The following is a 20,336-nucleotide window of genomic DNA, read 5'->3' as shown; positions in this document are numbered from 1 at the left end:
GTGATAAGCAATGATCGCTGGGTGACCGAAACCGAAACCAGTCCAATCACGGAGGCGCAGCCGGACGAAGGCGCATGGCATCCAGGCGACTCGGCATTGACGGCACCCCCGGCTGCGACACCCGCGGCGATCACCGACCAGCTGCCCGAAGACCGCTACCTCAACCGCGAGCTGAGCTGGCTGGATTTCAATGCTCGGGTGCTGGCGCTTGCCGCCGACAACTCCATGCCGTTATTGGAGCGAGCAAAGTTCTTGGCGATCTTCGCGTCCAACCTCGACGAGTTCTACATGGTTCGGGTGGCCGGTCTCAAACGCCGCGACGAAATGGGGCTCTCGGTGCGTTCCGCCGACGGTCTGACACCGCGTGAGCAGCTGGGCCGCATCGGCGAGCAGACCCAGCAGATCGCCGGCCGGCACGCGCGGGTGTTCCTCGATTCGGTGCTGCCGGCGCTCGGTGAAGAGGGTATCTACATCATCACCTGGGCCGATCTGAATGAGACTGAGCGCGAGCAACTGTCGATCTACTTCAACGAGCAGGTCTTCCCCGTCCTGACCCCGCTGGCCGTGGACCCCGCGCACCCGTTCCCGTTCGTCAGCGGGCTCAGCCTGAACCTGGCGGTCACCGTGCGCCAACCCGACGACGGCGGTCAACACTTCGCCCGGGTCAAGGTGCCCGACAACGTCGACCGCTTTGTCGAGTTGGTCGGCCATAGCGATGGCGAAAGCGGCGAAGGTCAAACGGTGCACCGGTTCCTACCGGTGGAGGAACTCATCGCGGCCTTTCTTCCGGTGTTGTTCCCGGGAATGGAGATCGTCGAGCATCACGCGTTCCGGATCACCCGCAACGCCGACTTCGAGGTCGAAGAGGACCGCGACGAAGATCTTCTGCAGGCGCTCGAACGCGAACTGGCGCGCCGCCGGTTCGGATCGCCGGTGCGGCTCGAAGTCGCCGACGACATGACCGAAGGCATGCTGGAGTTGCTGCTGCGCGAGCTCGACGTCCATCCCGGTGACGTCATCGAGGTACCGGGGCTACTGGACCTGTCGTCGTTGTGGCAGATTTACGGCCTGGACCGTCCGGCGCTCAAAGACCGGACATTCGTTCCGGCCACCCATCCCGCGTTCGCCGAGCGGGAAACACCCAAGAGCATCTTCGCGACGCTGCGTGAGGGCGACGTGCTGGTGCACCATCCCTATGATTCGTTCTCCACCAGCGTGCAGCGGTTTATCGAGCAGGCCGCCGCTGATCCCGACGTGCTGGCGATCAAGCAGACGCTGTACCGCACCTCCGGGGATTCCCCGATCGTCCGGGCGTTGATCGACGCGGCCGAAGCGGGCAAGCAGGTCGTCGCGCTGGTCGAGATCAAGGCCCGCTTCGACGAGCAAGCCAACATTCGGTGGGCACGACAACTCGAGCAGGCCGGCGTGCATGTGGCCTACGGGATCGTCGGACTCAAGACCCACTGCAAGACCGCGTTGGTCGTCCGCCGCGAGGGCCCGTTGATCCGACGGTACTGCCATGTGGGGACCGGCAATTACAACAGCAAGACCGCCCGGCTGTACGAGGACGTCGGCCTGTTGACGGCCGCGCCCGATATCGGAGCCGACCTGACCGACTTGTTCAATTCGCTGACCGGTTACTCACGCAAGGTCTCCTACCGGAATCTGTTGGTGGCTCCGCACGGGATTCGCACCGGCATCATCGAGCGCGTCGAGCGGGAGGTGGCCGCACACCGGGAAAGCGGTAACGGACGTATCCGGCTCAAGATGAACGCCCTTGTCGACGAACAGGTCATCGACGCGCTCTACCGCGCATCGCGGGCGGGAGTGCCCACCGAGGTGGTAGTGCGTGGCATCTGCGCGTTACGCCCCGGCGCCGAAGGTTTCTCGGAAAACGTCACCGTCCGTTCCATTCTCGGCCGCTTCCTGGAGCACTCGCGAATCCTGCATTTCCGCGCCATCGACGAGTTCTGGATCGGCAGCGCCGACATGATGCACCGCAATCTCGACCGGCGTGTTGAGGTGATGGCTCAGGTCAAGGATCCGAGGCTGACCGCACAGCTGGATGATTTGTTCGAGTCCGCGCTGGACCCGGCCACCCGCTGTTGGGAGCTGGGCCCGGACGGACAATGGACGGCGGCGCCCCAGGATGGCCACAGTGTGCGCGACCACCAGGTATCGCTGATGGAGCGGCACCGCAGTCCCTGACACCGGGGGACTCCCGCTGATGTGCCCTTCCACGACCGCGAGCGGCCCAGGCCGAATTGACCTGCAGGAGTTAACGTGTCGATCCCCAGCACGTCCGCCCGCCGGTCCGCGCAGGGCAGGATCGTGCATGCCGCCGGCGCGGTGTTGTGGCGTCCGGGAAAGGGCAAGGGAGCAGTCGAGATTGCCGTGATCCACCGTCCCCGTTACGACGACTGGTCGCTACCGAAGGGCAAAGTGGATCCCGGGGAAACCGCGGCGGTGGCGGCGGTGCGCGAGGTGTTCGAGGAGACCGGTCAGCGGGCGCACCTGGGCCGGCGCCTCGTCATGACGAGTTACCCCGTCGACCAAGGCGTCAAGAAGGTCTACTACTGGGCTGCGCACCGCGTCGGCGGGGAATTCGCAGCCGGTGCCGAGGTGGACGATCTGGTCTGGCTGCCGATCGCCGGCGCCATGGAGCGGCTCGACTATGCACAGGATCGAAAGGTCTTGGCCCGGTTCGCCAAACAGCCGGCGGACACCAAGACGGTGCTGGTGGTCCGGCACGGTACCGCCGGCAGCAAGTCCCGCTTCCGCGGCGACGACACCAAACGACCACTGGACAAAAAGGGACGTGCGCAGGCGGAGGCGCTTGTCGGGCAGTTACTGGCCTTCGGCGCCACTACCGTGTACGCCGCCGACCGGCTGCGCTGTCATCAGACCGTCCAGCCGCTCGCCGAGGAACTGGGTGTGAGCATTCACAACGAACGCGCCCTCACCGAGGAGGCCTACGCCAAGAACCCCAAACGGGGCCGGCATCGGGTGCTGCGAATCGCCGCACAGCCGGGCACGCCGGTGATCTGCACGCAGGGCAAGGTAATTCCGGATCTCATCGCATGGTGGTGCGAGCGCGACGGCGTGCGCCCGGACAAATCCCGCAACCACAAAGGCAGCACCTGGGTGCTGTCGCTGTCCCGCGGGCGGCTCGTTGCGGCCGACCATATCGGCGGCGCGCTGGCCGCCAACGTGCGGGCCTGACGCACAGATACCCTTTGGGCGGCATCGTTGCCACCCAAAGGGTATCGGCGGTGTACCGAGTTACTTGCTTACTTGCGACCGCGCCTGGTGCTCGTCGCCTTCTTGGCCGGCGCCTTGGTGGCCGGCCGCTTCGCCGCGGCCTTCTTGGCCGGGGCCTTGGTGGCCGCCTTGCGCACCGGCGCCTTGGCGGCGGTCTTCTTCACCGTTGCCTTGGTCGCCTTGGCGGGCGCCTTGGTCGCGGCCTTCTTGGCGGGCGCCTTGGTCGCGGCCTTCTTGGCGGGCGCCTTGGTCGCGGCCTTCTTGGCGGGCGCCTTGGTCGCGGCCTTCTTGGCGGGCGCCTTGGTCGCGGCCTTCTTGGCGGGCGCCTTGGTCGCAGCCTTGCGCGCGGGCGCCTTCTTTGCCGCCTTCTTGGCGGCACTCGTCCCCACGCCACGCTTCACGGCGGGACCTTCCGCCGGGAGCTTTTGTGCGCCAGCCACAACCGCTTTGAATTGGGCACCGGGCCGGAACGCCGGGACAGAAGTCGGCTTCACCTTTACCGTCTCGCCGGTCCGGGGATTGCGAGCCACACGGGCCGCGCGGCGGCGCTGTTCGAAGACGCCGAATCCGGTAATGGTTACGCTGTCGCCCTTGTGCACGGCGCGCACAATGGTGTCGACGACATTCTCGACGGCGGCGGTCGCCTGGCGACGGTCCGAGCCCAATTTCTGTGTGAGCACGTCAATGAGCTCTGCTTTGTTCATCCAACCCTCCGAAGCTAGTGGTCCTCGTTAATGGAACCGACTAGTGGACACGGTAAACCCTCACCTGGCAAATTGCCAAGAGCCACGCGCAATTTCGGGACCCTGGAACGGCAATTTTCGCAATCCGATTGCCGCCCTTGACCGGTGGCGCGGCCTCCAATTGAACCCGGCTTGCCCGCCTTACCCAGACTTGCGGCAGGCGAAATTCCACATCGATGGGTCCTTCACAAGCCGGGCAGGGTGCGCGGTTTCCACGCCGGGTAGGCCGCTTCATAAGACTCGATTTCGTCGAGTTTTCGCAGCGTAAGGGCGATATCGTCAAGGCCTTCAAGCAGTCGCCACGCGGTGTGGTCGTCAATCTTGAACGGCAGCACCACTGTTCCGGCGGTGATATTTCGATCTTGAAGATTGACAGTGATTTCCAACCCGGGACACTGCTCGATGAGCTTCCAGAGAAGTTCAACGCCGTCTTGGTCGACTTCGGCCGCCAGCAGCCCCGCCTTGCCGGCGTTGCCGCGGAAAATGTCACCGAACCGAGACGAGATAACCACCCGGAATCCGAAGTCCATCAGCGCCCAGACCGCATGCTCTCGCGAGGATCCCGTGCCGAAGTCCGGCCCGGCGACCAGGACCGAGCCGCGGTCAAAGGGGCTGAGGTTCAGCACGAACGACGGATCCGACCGCCAACTCGCGAACAAGCCGTCTTCGAAACCGGTTCGGGTGACGCGCTTCAGGAAGACCGCGGGGATGATCTGGTCGGTATCGACATTGGACCGTCGCAGCGGCACACCAATGCCGGTGTGAGTGTGAAAGGCTTCCATGCTCTTCCCCTAACCCGTTGAGTTCAATTCAAATCGGCCGGCGCGGAAAGGGTGCCGCGAACAGCGGTCGCGGCGGCAACGGCCGGTGAAACCAAATGCGTACGGCCCCCTTTTCCCTGTCGCCCTTCGAAGTTGCGGTTGGACGTCGCGGCGCAGCGCTCCCCGGGAGCGAGCTGATCGGGATTCATTCCCAGGCACATCGAGCATCCCGCCTGCCGCCATTCGGCGCCTGCGGCGGTAAAGATCTCACCCAAGCCTTCCGCTTCGGCCTGCGCGCGAACCCGCATGGACCCCGGAACGACGAGCATCCGCACGCCCGACGCCACCTTGCGGCCGCGCAAGACATCGGCCACCACCCGCAGGTCTTCGATGCGGCCGTTGGTACACGACCCGACGAACACGGCGTCGACGGCGATGTCGCGCATTGCCGTTCCGGGCCGAAGGTCCATATAGGCCAACGCTTTCTCAGCAGCCTGGCGCTCGGCGTCATCGGTCATCAGCTCCGGGTCGGGCACCGCGCCGGCCAGCGGCACTCCCTGTCCGGGGTTGGTTCCCCAGGTGACATAGGGACTCAACGTGGTGGCATCGAGGTACACCTCGGTATCGAAGACGGCCCCGGGGTCGGTCCGCAATTGTCGCCAATAGGCCACAGCGGCGTCCCACCGGTCACCGGTTGGCGCGTGCGGACGCCCGCGCAAGAACTCGTAGGTGGTTTCGTCCGGTGCCACCATGCCGGCTCGGGCACCGGCTTCGATGCTCATGTTGCAGATCGTCATGCGAGCTTCCATGGACAGCGATTCGATGGCGGCTCCCCGGTATTCGATGACATGACCCTGTCCGCCGCCGGTGCCGATCTTGGCGATCAGCGCCAAGATGATGTCCTTGGCCGATACGCCCGGCGGCAGGTGCCCTTCGACGTTGACGGCCATGGTCTTGAACGGCCGCAGCGGCAGTGTCTGAGTTGCCAGCACGTGCTCGACTTCGGATGTGCCGATACCCATTGCCAATGCGCCGAATGCGCCGTGGGTCGAGGTATGACTATCACCGCAGACGATCGTCATTCCCGGTTGGGTGAGTCCCAATTGCGGTCCGACGACGTGCACGATGCCCTGCTCGATGTCGCCCATCGGATGCAGGCGGATACCGAATTCGGCGCAGTTGCGCCGCAACGTCTCCACCTGGGTGCGCGAGACCGGGTCGGCGATCGGCTTGTCGATGTCGACGGTGGGCACGTTGTGGTCCTCGGTGGCAATGGTCAGGTCGGGACGGCGCACTCGGCGACCGGCCAGCCGTAAACCGTCGAACGCCTGCGGGCTGGTGACCTCGTGCACCAGATGCAGATCGATGTAGATCAAGTCCGGCCCGTCTCCTTGTTCAGCGGCGCCACCGGACACCACGATGTGGTCGTCCCAAACCTTCTCCGCCAACGTGCGGGGCCTGCGAGTCTGAACTGCCATCTCGGATTGCCTCGATTCACTCAATAGCGGCTCACTGAACCACCAGGCTTTGATCTCAGAATGTGAGACGCTAGTATCTTGATGTGAGACAGCATAGCGGCATCGGGGTGCTCGACAAAGCCGTGGGTCTGCTGCACGCGATCGCGGAATCTCCGTGCGGCCTGGCCGAACTCTGTGACCGAACCGGCCTGCCGAGGGCAACCGCATATCGGCTGGCAGCCGCTCTCGAGGTGCATCGCCTGCTGGGGCGCGACGAGGAAGGCCGGTGGCGCCTTGGTCCCGCGGTGTCCGAACTCGCGGCCCAAGTCAACGATTCGCTGCTCGCCGCAAGCAACGCGGTGCTGCCGAAATTGCGGGAGACCACCGGCGAGAGCGTGCAGTTGTATCGGCGCGAGGGTACGACGCGGGTTTGCGTGGCTGCGCTGGAACCGGCTGCGGGCCTTCGCGATACGGTCCCGGTTGGAGCAAGATTGCCGATGACGGCCGGCTCGGGGGCCAAAGTGCTGCTGGCCCACAGTGACGCGGCGATCCAACAGGCGGTGTTGCCGAATGCGAAATTCGGCGCACGGGTGCTGGCCGAAGTGCGTCGGCGGGGTTGGGCGCAAAGCGTGGCCGAACGGGAACCTGGGGTGGCCAGCGTTTCGGCGCCGGTGCGCGACCGCCGCGGCATGGTGGTCGCCGCCATCTCGGTTTCCGGCCCCGTCGACCGCATGGGGCGGCGCCCGGGCTCGCGTTGGGCCGCCGACCTGTTGGCGGCGGCCGAGGAGATCACTCGCCGGCTCTAAGAGTTAACCCGTAAGCGCCAGGTACAGACCGTGTGCACCGTGGCCCAGCAAAAGCTGCCTCCAGCGCCGGGCCGCCCCTGGAGTCTGCCGCCGGCGGTGCGGGTCCTGTTGGTGCTGACCCACTTGCGCACCAACCTGACCACCCGGGCGCTGGCCGCGCTGTTTCACACCAGCCAATCGACGGTGGACCGGACCATCCACCACCTGGTACCGGTGCTGGCCAACGCGCTGCGCCCCGCGCCTAACACCAGCACCCACCCGCGGATCATCGACGGCACCCTGATCCCAGTACACGACCAGTCGATCACCGCAATCAGCAAAAACTACCGCCGCAGCGTCAACACCCAAATCATCATCTGCGCGCACCGGCGCAGCGTTGTTGCGGTCGGGCGCTGCTGGCCCGGCAACCGCAACGACGTCATCGTCGCCCGCGCCACCGTCGCACATCTGCTCGGCAACCACGAGACCCTCGGCGACGGCAGATGCCGCGGCATCACCACGATCAACAGCCCAGCACGCGACAACACCGGACTCATCATCCGCGACGACACCTACCGAGCGCACCGCAAAATCAGAGCCCGCGTCGAACATGTCATCGCCAGACTCCAAGACTGGCAGATCCTTCGACAGTGCCGCCGCCACGGCAACGCCATCAACCAGAACCTCCAGATCATCACAGGACTCTGGAACCTCAAAACCCACAAGCAATTACGGGTCAACTCTTGGGGGCCTTGCCCCCTGGGCGCCCGCCCGACCGGCTGACGCCGCCGCGTGGGCGTCACGACCACCTGACACACTGACGCCATGGGAACCAACCAGCGCGCGCAGATCGTTATGACCGAGGCAGAAATCGCCGACTTCGTCAACAAGAGCCGCACCGGCACGCTGGCCACCATCAGTCCGGATGGCCAGCCGCACCTGACGGCCATGTGGTACGCGGTGGTCGACGGCGAAATCTGGCTGGAAACCAAGGCAAAGTCGCAAAAGGCTGTCAACCTCAAGCGGGATCCTCGGGTGAGCTTCCTGCTCGAGGACGGCGACACCTATGACACGCTGCGCGGGGTGTCCTTCGAGGGCGTCGCGGAGATCGTCGACGAGCCCGACGCCCTGTTCCGCGTCGGAGTCAGCGTGTGGGAGCGCTACACCGGGCCCTACAGCGACGAACTGCGGCCCATGGTCGACCAGATGATGAACAAGCGCGTCGGCGTCCGCATCGTCAGTCGCCGCACCCGCTCGTGGGACCACCGCAAGCTGGGACTGCCACACATGCCCGTGGGCGGTTCAACCGCACCGGCCGTGCTGGGGACCGGTGCGGCTGAAAAGTAACTCTTGTAGCCCCGATGGGATTCGAACCCACGCTACCGCCGTGAGAGGGCGGCGTCCTAGGCCGCTAGACGACGGGGCCAGAACCGATCCGAGCTGTCAGCATAGCTCACCGCGGTAAGCCCACCTAATCACTCTGCATCCGCTTTGTGTCAGTCGGACTTTGCTGGGGTACCAGGACTCGAACCTAGAATGGCTGAACCAGAATCAGCTGTGTTGCCAATTACACCATACCCCATCTGCCGCCTAAAACCGCTGGTCAGAGCGGGTTCCGGGAACCGGAGCCAGGTCTCCGCGGACCGCTGCTGCCAGCCGTTGTAGGCCGACGTGCAGACTACCAAAAACTAGCCCGGCTGGTCGCACGCCCGGGTTCAATTCTGCGCCACGCCGCAACTAGGCGACCCGACCGCGCGCTGAACGAAACCGCGCCAGGCTGCGGTCGCGGCCGAGCAACTCCAATGACTCGAACAGCGGCGGGCTGACCGTGGTCCCGGTGGCGGCCACTCGGATCGGTCCGAAAGCCTTGCGGGGTTTGAGCTCCAGGCCTTCGATCAGCGCGGCCTTGAGCGCCTCCTCGATGCGGGCCGCGGTCCAGTCGGACACCCCTTGAAGCGCGGCCACGGCCGCGTCGAGAACCGGAGTCGCGTCGGGACCCAGTTCCTTGGCGGCGGCTTTGGGGTCGATTGCATATTGGTCGTCGCTGAGGAACTTCAGCAGATCCCACGCGTCGCCGAGCACCACGATTCGGGTCTGCACCAACTCGGCGGCAGTGGCGAACGCGGCGTCGTCCAACTCAATGCGATGGCCGTGCGCGTCCAGGTAATCGCGGAGCCGGCGGGTGAAGTCGTCGACGTCGAGCATCCGGATGTGCTCGGCGTTGAGGGCGTCGGCCTTCTTCTGGTCGAACCGCGCCGGATTCGAGTTCACGTCGGCCACGTCGAACGCCGCCACCATCTCGTCGAGGCTGAACAGATCGCGGTCGTCGGCGATCGACCAGCCGAGCAGCGCAAGGTAATTCAACAACCCTTCGGGAATGAAGCCGCGGTCGCGGTGCGCGAACAGGTTCGACTGCGGGTCGCGTTTCGAGAGCTTCTTGGTGCCCTCCCCCAATACCGTTGGCAGATGGGCGAACTCCGGAACGCGTTCGGCTATCCCAATTCGGATCAAGGATTGGTACAGCGCGAGCTGTCGCGGCGTCGACGGCAGCAGGTCCTCGCCGCGCAGCACGTGCGTGATCTTCATCAATGCGTCGTCGCACGGGTTGACCAAGGTGTACAGCGGATCTCCGTTTGCGCGGGTCAACGCGAAGTCGGGCACCGATCCGGCCGCGAATGTGGTGGGCCCGCGGACCAAGTCGCTCCAGCTGAGATCGGTGTCGGGCATCCGCAGTCGCACCACCGGCTGACGACCCTCCGCCAGATATGCCGCGCGCTGAGAATCGGTCAGGTGACGGTCGAAATTGTCGTAGCCCAACTTGGGGTTGCGCCCGGCGGCGATGTGGCGGGCCTCGACCTCTTCGGGCGTCGAAAAGGCGTAGTAGGCCTCGTCTGCCGCGAGCAGCTGGGCGATGATGTCGCGGTAGATTTCGGTGCGTTGTGACTGGCGGTATGGGCCGTAGGGTCCGCCGACCTCGGGCCCCTCGTCCCAGTTCAGGCCGAGCCAGCGCAACGCGTCGAGCAGTGCCAGATAGCTTTCCTCGCTGTCGCGCTGGGCGTCGGTGTCCTCGATGCGGAAGACGAAGGTGCCGCCCGTGTGGCGGGCGTAGGCCCAGTTGAACAGCGCGGTGCGGACCATGCCGACGTGGGGAATACCGGTGGGCGACGGGCAGAATCGGACCCGAACGCGGGTTGCTTCTTCTTCAGGAGCAGCTGCAGTCACGACTTTCCTTTGCGCACTACGGGATTGGTAAGGGTGCCGATGCCTTCCACGGTGATGGAGACGGTGTCACCGTCTTCGATGGGACCGACTCCGGCCGGCGTTCCGGTGAGAATGAGGTCTCCGGGCAGCAACGTCATGACCGCCGAGATCCATTCCACGATGGCGCCGATGTCGTGGATCATCAGCGACGTGCGGGCGTGCTGTTTGACTTCACCGTTGACTTCGGTGCGCAGTTCGAGGTCGGCGGGATTCACGTCAGTGACGATCCACGGGCCGACCGGACAAAATGTGTCGTGGCCTTTCGCCCGGGTCCATTGGCCGTCGGCCTGCTGCTGATCGCGGGCGGATATGTCGTTGGCGATGGTGTAGCCGAGGATGTTGTCGGCGGCCTGGGCGGCTGGGACGTCCTTGCACGGCCGGCCGATCACTATCGCCAGCTCACCCTCGAAGTGAACCGGTGATGCGTTGGCGGGCAACCGAATCGGTACGTTGGGACCGACGATTGCGGTGTTGGGTTTGAGGAATATGACCGGGTCGGCGGGAGCGGAGCCGGTTTGGCCGCCCATTTCGGCGATGTGGTCGGCGTAATTCTTGCCGACGCACACCACCTTGCTGGCAAGTATCGGTGCCAGCAGCCGGACATCGGCCAACGGCCAGGATCGGCCGGTAAAGGTCGGCGTACCAAACGGGTGTTCCGCAATCTCCCGGACGGTCATCCCCCCCGGGTCGTCCAGTAAACCCTCGATGCTGACGAACGCGACTCCGTCAGGACTGGCGATTCGACCAAGGCGCATTCGGATGAGCCTAACGACGGGCGCGAGCCCGGCGTAGCCGGGCGCTGCGGGCCGTCCCGCTGGTCTCCGAGAAATTGCTCGACAACGGAAGGCACCCGCGCAATGACATCTGTGCGAGCATGGCTTGATGGCCACGGAGCCGGTCAGCGCAACGCTGCGCTGGTCGATGGTCGCGATTGCGCTGACGGTAACCGCCAGTGCGTTCTCCTTTATCAACGCCGTTCCGTTCATGATTCCCGCACTGGAAGCCGCGCGGGGAACCGCACTGGCCGAGGCGGGTCTGCTGTCGGCGATGCCGAGCCTGGGCATGGTGGTCACGCTGGTCGCCTGGGGTTATGTGGCGGACCGCATCGGAGAACGCACCGTACTCGCCACGGGTGCGGCGCTGACTGCGGTCAGCGCGTTTGCCGCGGCATCGGTTAACTCGCTGGTGGCGATGGGAGCACTGTTGTTCTTGGGCGGGATGGCGGCTGCCAGCTGCAATCCCGCGTGCGGCCGCCTGGTGGCGGGGTGGTTTCCGGCGCATCAGCGGGGGCTGGCGATGGGAGTTCGCCAGACGGCGCAACCGTTGGGAATCGCCATGGGCGCCTTGGTGATTCCTCGGCTTGCTGAGCACCGTCCAAGCTTGGGACTGCTGTTTCCGGCATCAGCGTGCGCGGTGTCGGCCGTGGTCGGCGCCCTGATCGCGCACGACCCGCCGCGCAAGTCACGGACCGCGGCCGCCGAAGCCGAACTCGTGAACCCCTATCGCGGCAGCGCCGTGCTCTGGCGGATCCACGCGATTTCGGCACTCATGGTGATGCCGCAGTCGATGACGGTGACCTTCATGCTGGTGTGGTTGACCGGCAACCACGGGTGGTCGGTGCGAGCTGCGGGTGCGCTGGTGACCATCACTCAACTATTCGGTGCGCTGACCCGGATTGCGGCCGGCCGCTGGTCGGATTGTGTGGGATCGCGCATGCGCCCGGTCCGCATCGTCGCGCTCGCCACCAGCGTCACGTTGCTGATGCTGTCGTTGGCCAATCAGCTCGATTCGCCGCTTGCGGTGGCATTCATGGTCTTGGTCTCGGTGATCACGGTGATGGACAACGGCCTCGAGGCCACTGCCATCACCGAATTCGCCGGACAGTTCTGGAGCGGGCGGGCGCTGGGCGTTCAGAACACGGCCCAGCGGCTGATGACCTTGGCCGGCCCGCCGGCATTCGGAGCGATGATCACGGTCGGCGGATATCCATTGGCGTTCGCATTGTGTGGGCTGTTCCCACTGGCCGCGGCACCCCTAGTGCCCGTCGGCGTGCTCCCGCCCTGCGCGGAAGACCGCCCGGCCGCATATCCTGTTGGCCAGCTTCACCGGAAACCAGTTCGTGCCCGTCGTTAGCAGCCGCGGGCGGCGGCCGGGCGGTCGGACGTATCGGACGGACGGTCCGTCAAGACTGGCGAATCCACCAACGCGCGTTCGGATGAGCCAAAATGGGAGGATTCAGACCCGCATCGCACCGATGAAAAGCCAGGCATCTCCAAACATTGTTGGCGCACAAGCCTGGCTGCGAACGACCGTCGGCGTCCTACCGCGCTGCGCCTCTCGGCTAGGGTTCGGGCCGTGAACGGCGAATTGATGGATTGGGAAGCCGCATACCGCGAGCATGGTGTCTTCGGGGGACCGCCGCCGTGGAACATCGGCGAACCGCAGCCGGAAATCGCGGCACTGATACAGGCCGGCAAGATCCGCAGCGAAGTACTCGATGCCGGTTGTGGGGTCGCCGAGCTGTCGCTGACGCTCGCCGCACTCGGGCACACCGTCATGGGTGTCGATGTGTCTGGCACCGCGATCGACAAGGCCAGGCAAGCCGCAACTGATCGCGGCCTCAGCACCGTCACGTTCGTGCAGGATGACCTAACGTCACTTCGCGGCTACGACGGCCGGTTCAACACGATCATCGACAGCACCCTGTTCGAATCGCTTCCGATCGATTCACGCGACCATTACATCCGCTCAGTGCACCGCGCCGCCGCGCCAGGCGCGTCCTACTACGTCCTGGTGTCGACCGCGACCGCGCTCCCGGCCGACATCGAGCTACCGCCCGACGCGCCCGCGGCGCCTCCAAATCTCGTTACCGAATCAGAATTGCGAGAAGCTGTTTCGCGGTATTGGGAGATCGACGAGGTCCGGCCGGCGTTCATCCATGTTCACTTGGCAGAGGTGCTATCTCGGATCCCCGGCGTCTCGTTGGCTGACTACGAGGTCGACGCGAAAAACCGGCTAAAGGTGTCGGCGTTCTTGCTCACCGCACACAAAGCCGGGTAGCGCACTGAAGTCGCGAATGACCCGCGCTTGGCGTGCTTGTGCGAGCATGAGCCAATGCCGCGTCAACCGAGCGACCCAGGCGAATTGAGCTTGTTTGCACGCTGGTCGATCGTGGTCGTCTCGCTGCTGGTGACGGCGAGTTCATTTCTCTTCATCAACGGCGTTGCCTTCCTGATCCCCCGCTTGGAAGCGGCGCGCGGCACCCCACTGACACAAGCTGGTCTGTTGGCGTCGATGCCCAGCTGGGGCATGGTGGCAACGCTGGTGGCGTGGGGCTACGTCCTGGACCGCGTGGGTGAGCGGATTGTGATGACGGTGGGCTCGGCTCTCACCGCCGCAGCCGCCTATGCCGCAGCGTCGGTGCACTCGCTGACGCTGATGGGCATCTACCTGTTTCTGGGCGGCATGGCGGCCGCCAGCTGCAACAGCGCCGGCGGTCGGCTGGTATCGGGCTGGTTTCCGCCTCATCAACGAGGGCTGGCGATGGGAATCCGCCAGACCGCCCAGCCGCTGGGAATCGCGCTGGGCGCGTTGGTCATACCCGAGCTGGCCGAACAAGGCGTCCATGCGGGGTTGATGTTTCCCGCCGTCGCGTGCACGGTGGCCGCGGTGGCCAGCCTGATCGGAGTAGCCGACGCGCCGCGCAAGTCCCGCAAGGTCGCCACTGACGAGGAGCTGGCCAGTCCGTATCGGGGGTCGTCGGTGTTGTGGCGCATCCACGCGGTATCCGCGCTGCTGATGATGCCGCAGACGGTGACCGTGACGTTCATGTTGGTCTGGCTGATGAACCATCACGGTTGGTCGGTCGCGGCGGCCGGCGGTTTGGTGACCGTTTCGCAGCTGCTGGGTGCGCTGGGTCGGATCGCGGTCGGCCGCTGGTCTGACTACGTCGGCTCACGCATGCGGCCCGTGCGCATTATCGCCGTCTCTGCCGCGTCGGCCCTGTTCCTGTTGGCGCTTACCGACAACATCGGTTCGCGATATGACGTGTTACTCATGATCGCCATCTCGGTGATCGCGGTACTCGACAACGGGTTGGAGGCAACGGCAATCACCGAGTTCGCCGGACCCTATTGGAGTGGGCGGGCGCTGGGCACCCAGAACACCACGCAGCGCCTGATGGCGGCCGCCGGGCCCCCGCTGTTCGGTGCGCTGATCACGACGGCGGCCTATCCGCTGGCCTGGGCGCTGTGCGGGTTGTTTCCGTTGGCGGCGGTGCCGTTGGTGCCGACTCGCCTGCTGCCGCCCGGCTTGGAGACCCGAGCGCGGCGGCAATCGGTTCGGCGGCATCGCCGGCGACAAGCCATTCGCGCCCGCGAGCTGCCAACCAGGCCACGGCTGCCAGGCCCGCCTGGGTCGGCCAGCCGCGGCCGAGGCGGACGAGCACCGACATGACCGCCCGGTGGCGGCGCCTCGGCGAGGTTTGCCAAAGTGCCGCAACGAGAACTATCAATAGGTGCAGACAACATCGACGCGGCGTTGGTCGCTGCTCGCAGTCGCGCTCATCGCGACGTTGTGCGCGACCGTCTTCATCAATGGCATCGCTTTTCTGATTCCCGCACTCAACGACGTGCGCGGCATCAGCCTGTCCGAAGCTGCCCTGCTCTCGGCGATGCCCAGCTTCGGCATGGTCGTTACCCTGATCGGCTGGGGATACGTGCTGGATCTGGTCGGCGAACGGATAGTGCTCACCGCGGGTTTGGCCCTCACCGCGACCGCCGCCTACGGCGCCGCCGTGGTACCTCAGTCGATGCTCGCCGAAGGCGTTGCCCTGTTCGCCGGCGGGATGGCCGCGGCCAGCGCCAACACCGCCAGCGGCCGGCTGGTGACCGGCTGGTTTCCCGCCGAGCAGCGCGGCCTGGCGATGGGGATCCGACAGCCGGCACAGCCGCTGGGAATCGCGTTGGCCGCACTGGTGCTCCCTGAGCTGGGCGAACGCTCCATCTCGGTTGCGCTGCTGTTCCCGGCGACGGTGTGCGCCCTGTCAGCGCTGCTGTGCGCGGTTTGGGTGCGCGACCCGGCGCGGCCGGCGCGGTCGGCCGCTGACCACAGCGAGTTGTCTAGTCCCTACCGCGGCACCGCAGTGCTGTGGCGAATCCACCTGGCGTCTTCCCTGCTGATGGTTCCGCAGACAGTGGTGTTGACGTTCATGCTGGTTTGGCTGATCCACAGCCACGGCTGGTCGATCGCGGCAGCAGGCATCTTGGTGAGCGTCTCGCAACTGTTGGGCGCGCTTGGCCGCGTCGCCGCCGGGCGGTGGTCCGACCACGTTGGGTCCCGAATGCGGCCCATCCGGATGATCGCCGTCGCCGCTGCCCTGGTGATGATGTTGTTGGCGGTGACCGATTACCTGCACTCGGCTGTCGCGGTGGCGCTGATGGTCGCCGCGTCGGTGGTCACGGTGCTCGACAACGGCCTGGCGTTCACCGCGATCCCGGAGGTGGCCGGGCGTTTCTGGAGCGGACGCGCGATGGGCGCCCAGAACACCACCCAGCGACTCACCGCCGCAATCGGGCCGCCGGTATTCGGCGAGGTGATCGAAGCGTCCGGTTATCCGCTGGCATTCGCGGTGTGCGGACTGTTCCCGCTACTGGCCTGGCCGGTTGTGCCGCAGCACGCGCGCGCACACGCGCGGGCGGCGGGCTAGAGCGCCGCGACTATCCGGTCACCGACCGCCGTGGTCGGCAGCCGTTCGTCGCCCCGAGTCGCCAGGTACTTCTCGACCGCATGGTCCACCCGGCCGGCGGCGTCGTCCTCGCCGACGTGGGCAAGCAGCAGCGCCACCGACATGATCGCCGCGGTCGGATCGGCGATGCCCTGACCGGCGATGTCGGGCGCGCTGCCATGCACCGGCTCGAACATCGACGGGTTGGTCCGGGTCGCGTCGATATTTCCACTGGCCGCCAGGCCGATTCCGCCGCACACCGCCGCCGCCAGGTCGGTGATGATGTCGCCGAACAGGTTGTCGGTGACGATGACGTCGAAGCGACCGGGGTCGGTGATCATGTGGATGGTGGCGGCGTCGACGTGCTGATACGCCACCTCGACGTCGGGATACTTCTCGCCGGTCTCCTGCACGGTCCGCCACCACAGGCTTCCGGCGAACGTCAGGACGTTGGTCTTGTGCACCAATGTCAGGTGCTTGCGGCGCCGGCGGGCCCGCTCGAACGCGTCGGCGACCACCCTGCGGGCACCGAACGCGGTGTTCACGCTGACCTCGGTGGCCACCTCGTTGGGCGTGCCGACCCGAATCGCACCACCGTTACCGGTGTAGGGGCCCTCGGTTCCTTCGCGCACCACCAGGAAGTCGATGTCGGGGTTACCCGCCAGGGGGCTGTTCACTCCCGGGTAGAGCCGGGCCGGCCGCAGGTTGATGTGGTGGTCCAACTCGAAGCGCAGTCGTAGCAGCAAGCCGCGCTCCAGGACACCGCTGGGCACCGACGGGTCGCCGATCGCCCCGAGCAGGATGGCATCGTGCTCGCGCAGTTCGGCGAGCACCGTGTCCGGTAGTAGCTCGCCGGTGGCGTGGAACCGCCTGGCACCGAGGTCGTAGCCGGTCTTCTGCACGCCCGGCAGTACCGCGTCGAGAACTTTGACGGCTTCGGCCACCACCTCGGGACCGATGCCGTCGCCTGCGATGATAGCCAGCTTCATCGGCGCCGCTCTCCCCCCCAAGCGGGCGAAGCCCCCATTGCATCGTCGCCGGCGCGCTTCACGACAGGTCGACCACTTCGAGTTTGTTGGCGCCGACCGCCGCGACGATCGCCGACCGGACATCGTCGGGCACAGTCTGATCCAGCCGCAGCAGGATAGTCGCACGCGGACCCTCGATATCCTCGGACAGTTGTGCGGCGTGGATGTTCACCCCCGCCGCACCGAGCAAGCTGCCGATCTTGCCCAGCGCTCCGGGTTGGTCGACGTAGTGAATGATGAGGTTGATCCCTTCGGCGCGCATGTCGAAGTGGCGGCCGTTGATCTGCACAATCTTTTGGGTCAGTTGCGGGCCGTACAGCGTGCCCGAGACGTTGACGACCGAGCCGTCCGCGCCCACTGCACGAACGTCGACGACGCTGCGGTGGTTCGGGCTTTCCGAGGCCTTGGTGATTTCCGCGGAGACCCCACGCTCGGCGGCCAGCGCCGGGGCGTTGACAAAGGTCACCGGCTCGTCGATCACCGCCGAGAACAGACCGCGCAGCGCCGAAAGCTTCAGCACCTCAACCTCTTCGGAGGCAAGCTCGCCGCGAACCTGTACCGACAACGACACCGGCGCGTCGTCGGACAGCGCGGCCGACAGCACACCGAGCTTGCGCACCAGGTCCAGCCAGGGCGCCACCTCTTCGTTGACCACTCCGCCGCCGATGTTGACCGCATCGGGAACGAATTCCCCTGCCAGCGCCAGCCGGACGCTTTCGGCAACGTCGGTTCCCGCCCGGTCCTGGGCTTCCACGGTGGACGCCCCGAGGTGCGGTGTGACGACCACCTGCGGCAGCTCGAACAGCGGGCTGTCGGTGCATGGTTCGCTGGCGAACACGTCGAGACCGGCCGCGCGCACGTGGCCCCTGGCGACCGCGTCGGCCAGCGCCGCCTCGTCCACCAGGCCGCCGCGGGCGGCGTTGACGATGATGACGCCGGGTTTGGTCTTGGCCAGCGCTTCTTTGTCGATGAGACCTGCGGTCTCGGGCGTCTTGGGCAGGTGCACCGAGATGAAGTCGGCGCGGGCCAGCAGGTCGTCCAGGGGCAGCAATTCGATGCCGAGCTGCGCAGCGCGGGCAGGCGAGACGTACGGGTCGTAGGCGACGACGTGGGCGTCGAACGCGGCGACCCGCTGCGCGACCAACTGTCCGATGCGGCCCAAACCGACGACGCCGACGGTCTTTCCGAAGATCTCGGTGCCGGAGAACGACGACCGCTTCCAGGTACGCTCGCGCAGCGTGGCATCGGCGGCCGGGATCTGCCGGGCGGCGGCCAGCAGCAACGCCAACGCGTGCTCGGCGGCGCTGTGGATGTTCGATGTTGGGGCGTTGACCACCAGGACGCCGCGCGCGGTGGCTGCGTCTACGTCGACGTTGTCCAGACCCACGCCGGCGCGTGCCACGATCTTCAGCTTGGGAGCCGCGGCCAGCACCTCGGCGTCCACGGTGGTGGCCGACCGCACCAACAGCGCGTCGGCCTCGGGCACCGCGGCCAGCAGCTTTTCGCGATCCGGACCGTCTACCCAGCGCACCTCGACCTGGTCTCCCAGAGCAGCGACCGTCGATTGGGCAAGTTTGTCGGCGATTAACACAACAGGCAGGTTCACCCGGACAGCGTAGCGGCGACCGCGAGCGCGGCGGAGCCGGGCGCTGCGGGTCGACGCCATCGAACCAGCGGCGACCGCGAGCGCGGCGGAGCCGGGCGCTGCGGGTCGACGCCATCGAACCAGTCGGTTGTAATCGACGGGTGGACGTCACCGTCGTCGGCAGCGGGCCCAACGGGCTGGCTGCCGCCGTCATCTGCGCCCGAGCCGGCCTGAAAGTACGGGTGCTCGAGGCCCAGCCAACCTTTGGGGGCGGCGCGCGCAGCGCGGCCGACGTCGAATATCCCGGGGTCGTGCACGACGTGTGTTCGGCGGTGCATCCGCTGGCGCTGGCGTCGCCGCTTTTCGCCGAGTTCGACCTGCCCGCGCGAGGGGTGACACTGGCCGTACCGGAGATCGCGTATGCCAACCCGCTACCGGGTCGGCCAGCGGCGATCGCTTACCGTGACCTGACCCGCACCTGTGCCGAGTTGGACGACGGTGCGTCCTGGCGACGACTGCTCGGCCCGCTGGTGACGAATTCCAGTGCTGTCGTTGACCTTATGCTCGGTGACAAACGTTCGGTGCCCGCTTCGCTGGCGGCGACCGTGCATCTCGGGTTACGCATGCTGGCCCAGGGCACGCCCGCGTGGCGATCGCTGGTAGGCGCGGACGCCCAGGCATTGTTCACTGGCGTTGCAGCCCACGCTATTTCGCGGCTGCCGTCGCTGGTGTCGGCAGGTGCGGGTCTCATGCTGGCCACCCTCGCGCATTCGGTCGGCTGGCCGATCCCGGTGGGCGGCAGCCAGGTGATCGCCGACGCGCTGATCGCCGATCTGCGGGCCCACGGTGGTGTGCTGACCGCGGGCGTCGAGATCACTTCTCCGCCTTGCCCTCCGGGCGAAGTCGTGGTTTTCGATACGGCGCCGACCGCACTGTTACGTGTCTACCGTGACACGATTCCGGATCGGTACGCTAAAGCGTTGCGCCAGTACCGGTTTGGATCGGGTGTGGCGAAAGTCGACTTCGTGCTCGGCGACGAGATTCCGTGGTCGGATACCCGGCTCAGCCGGGCACCGACACTTCACCTCGGGGGCACCCGCGAGCAGATGGCGCGCGCCGAGGCGGACGTCGCGGCAGGGCGCGACGCCGACTGGCCGATGGTGCTGGCCGCAAGTCCGCACCTCGCCGACCCCGGCCGCGTCGATTCCGCCGGTCGCCGGCCCTTCTGGACTTACGCCCACGTACCTTCCGGCTCGCGAGTCGACGCGACCGAGGCAGTCACCCGGGTCGTCGAGCGATTCGCACCCGGCTTCCGCGACGTCGTCGTCGCAGCTCGTGGCGTGCCCGCCGCACAGCTGGCCGACCACAACGCCAACTACGTCGGCGGCGATATCGCGGTGGGCGCTAATTCTGTCTGGCGTGCGATTGCCGGACCGACGCCACGTGTTAACCCTTGGCGCACACCGATTCCCAAGGTGTACCTGTGTTCGGCGGCCACTCCCCCCGGCGCGGGGGTGCATGGCATGTCCGGTTATTACGCGGCGCGCAGCCTACTGCGGCATGAGTTCGGTATTCGAGACGCCCCTGGACTGGCTCCTTGATCGCGTCCGACTACTGTTCCGGGGCGAGAGACCTGGTGCGGCAATCGCTAGGCCGAAGTTACGACGGGTTCTGACTGGGGATTAGTGTTCTGAGCTGGCGATATGGGCTGCTGTCTCGTCCTGATGTGT

At 66.2% G+C, this 20,336-nt stretch carries 17 protein-coding genes and 2 tRNA genes; 10 read left to right on the top strand and 9 right to left on the bottom strand.

Annotated elements, in window-relative coordinates; all coding sequences use genetic code 11:
* Entirely contained in the window at positions 1–2,208 is a 2,208-nt protein-coding gene (locus tag BST40_RS03170) for an RNA degradosome polyphosphate kinase (protein WP_075545379.1), read from the top strand.
* A 75-nt stretch (positions 2,209–2,283) separates the two neighbouring features.
* Positions 2,284–3,222 (top strand): 8-oxo-(d)GTP phosphatase MutT1, encoded by a 939-nt coding sequence (gene mutT1, locus BST40_RS03165; RefSeq protein WP_075545380.1) that lies wholly within the window; start codon positions 2,284–2,286, stop codon positions 3,220–3,222.
* A gap of 68 nt (positions 3,223–3,290) precedes the next feature.
* Here mutT1 and BST40_RS03160 read toward each other — a convergent pair whose 3' ends face one another.
* The 3 genes from BST40_RS03160 to leuC all read right to left on the bottom strand — a co-directional run bounded on the left by BST40_RS03160 (position 3,291) and on the right by leuC (position 6,243).
* Positions 3,291–3,965, bottom strand: a complete 675-nt coding sequence (locus tag BST40_RS03160; protein ID WP_083153409.1) for an HU family DNA-binding protein — start codon at positions 3,963–3,965, stop codon at positions 3,291–3,293.
* A 224-nt stretch (positions 3,966–4,189) separates the two neighbouring features.
* Positions 4,190–4,786: a 3-isopropylmalate dehydratase small subunit gene (gene leuD, locus BST40_RS03155; protein WP_075545382.1), complete on the bottom strand. Its 597-nt coding sequence runs from the start codon at positions 4,784–4,786 to the stop codon at positions 4,190–4,192.
* 23 nt (positions 4,787–4,809) lie between these two features.
* Complete coding sequence (gene leuC / locus BST40_RS03150; protein WP_075545383.1) at positions 4,810–6,243, bottom strand: 3-isopropylmalate dehydratase large subunit; 1,434 nt, start codon at positions 6,241–6,243, stop codon at positions 4,810–4,812.
* A gap of 83 nt (positions 6,244–6,326) precedes the next feature.
* On the opposite strand from leuC, the gene BST40_RS03145 reads away from it, so the two are divergent.
* The 3 genes from BST40_RS03145 to BST40_RS03135 are packed head-to-tail and all read left to right on the top strand — an operon-like array spanning position 6,327 to position 8,354.
* A complete protein-coding gene (locus tag BST40_RS03145) occupies positions 6,327–7,028 on the top strand; it encodes an IclR family transcriptional regulator (protein ID WP_075545384.1) in 702 nt (233 codons plus the stop codon).
* A 39-nt stretch (positions 7,029–7,067) separates the two neighbouring features.
* Positions 7,068–7,790, top strand: coding sequence for a transposase family protein (locus BST40_RS03140; protein ID WP_158006293.1), 723 nt, complete (start codon positions 7,068–7,070; stop codon positions 7,788–7,790).
* 42 nt (positions 7,791–7,832) lie between these two features.
* On the top strand, positions 7,833–8,354 hold the full coding sequence (locus tag BST40_RS03135; protein WP_075545386.1) for a PPOX class F420-dependent oxidoreductase: 522 nt from the start codon (positions 7,833–7,835) through the stop codon (positions 8,352–8,354).
* Positions 8,355–8,360: 6 nt separating this feature from the next.
* Here BST40_RS03135 and BST40_RS03130 read toward each other — a convergent pair.
* The 4 genes from BST40_RS03130 to BST40_RS03115 all read right to left on the bottom strand — a co-directional run bounded on the left by BST40_RS03130 (position 8,361) and on the right by BST40_RS03115 (position 11,023).
* A tRNA-Glu gene (locus tag BST40_RS03130) sits at positions 8,361–8,433 on the bottom strand.
* An 84-nt stretch (positions 8,434–8,517) separates the two neighbouring features.
* Positions 8,518–8,589, bottom strand: a tRNA-Gln gene (locus BST40_RS03125).
* Between the two features lie 155 nt (positions 8,590–8,744).
* The gene (gltX, locus tag BST40_RS03120; protein WP_083153407.1) at positions 8,745–10,229 is read right to left on the bottom strand and encodes a glutamate--tRNA ligase; all 1,485 of its coding nucleotides are present in this window, start codon (positions 10,227–10,229) and stop codon (positions 8,745–8,747) included.
* Positions 10,226–11,023 (bottom strand): fumarylacetoacetate hydrolase family protein, encoded by a 798-nt coding sequence (locus tag BST40_RS03115; RefSeq protein WP_075545388.1) that lies wholly within the window; start codon positions 11,021–11,023, stop codon positions 10,226–10,228. The genes gltX and BST40_RS03115 overlap by 4 nt, the downstream gene beginning before the upstream one ends.
* Before the next feature lie 127 nt (positions 11,024–11,150).
* On the opposite strand from BST40_RS03115, the gene BST40_RS03110 reads away from it, so the two are divergent.
* From BST40_RS03110 to BST40_RS03095, 4 genes are all read left to right on the top strand, one after another.
* Positions 11,151–12,401, top strand: a complete 1,251-nt coding sequence (locus tag BST40_RS03110) for an MFS transporter (protein ID WP_083153406.1) — start codon at positions 11,151–11,153, stop codon at positions 12,399–12,401.
* Between the two features lie 222 nt (positions 12,402–12,623).
* Entirely contained in the window at positions 12,624–13,328 is a 705-nt protein-coding gene (locus tag BST40_RS03105) for a class I SAM-dependent methyltransferase (protein ID WP_232336949.1), read from the top strand.
* Positions 13,329–13,382: 54 nt separating this feature from the next.
* Positions 13,383–14,723 (top strand): MFS transporter, encoded by a 1,341-nt coding sequence (locus BST40_RS03100; RefSeq protein ID WP_075545390.1) that lies wholly within the window; start codon positions 13,383–13,385, stop codon positions 14,721–14,723.
* 61 nt (positions 14,724–14,784) lie between these two features.
* Positions 14,785–15,975 carry an MFS transporter gene (locus tag BST40_RS03095; protein WP_208618896.1) on the top strand — a complete coding sequence of 397 codons (1,191 nt, stop codon included), beginning with the start codon at positions 14,785–14,787 and terminating at the stop codon, positions 15,973–15,975.
* Here the strand turns inward: BST40_RS03095 and BST40_RS03090 are convergent.
* Positions 15,972–16,982, bottom strand: a complete 1,011-nt coding sequence (locus BST40_RS03090; protein ID WP_075545391.1) for a 3-isopropylmalate dehydrogenase — start codon at positions 16,980–16,982, stop codon at positions 15,972–15,974. The two genes, BST40_RS03095 and BST40_RS03090, sit on opposite strands and share 4 nt — an antisense overlap.
* 58 nt (positions 16,983–17,040) lie before the next feature.
* On the bottom strand, positions 17,041–18,627 hold the full coding sequence (gene serA, locus BST40_RS03085; protein ID WP_075545406.1) for a phosphoglycerate dehydrogenase: 1,587 nt from the start codon (positions 18,625–18,627) through the stop codon (positions 17,041–17,043).
* Positions 18,628–18,767: 140 nt separating this feature from the next.
* On the opposite strand from serA, the gene BST40_RS03080 reads away from it, so the two are divergent.
* Entirely contained in the window at positions 18,768–20,207 is a 1,440-nt protein-coding gene (locus tag BST40_RS03080; protein WP_083153404.1) for a phytoene desaturase family protein, read from the top strand.
* The last annotated feature ends 129 nt before the right edge of the window (positions 20,208–20,336 follow it).

Origin of the sequence: Mycobacterium persicum, assembly GCF_002086675.1 — a bacterium.
GTDB lineage: Bacteria > Actinomycetota > Actinomycetes > Mycobacteriales > Mycobacteriaceae > Mycobacterium > Mycobacterium persicum.
This window is presented reverse-complemented; position numbering and strand designations above follow the sequence as displayed.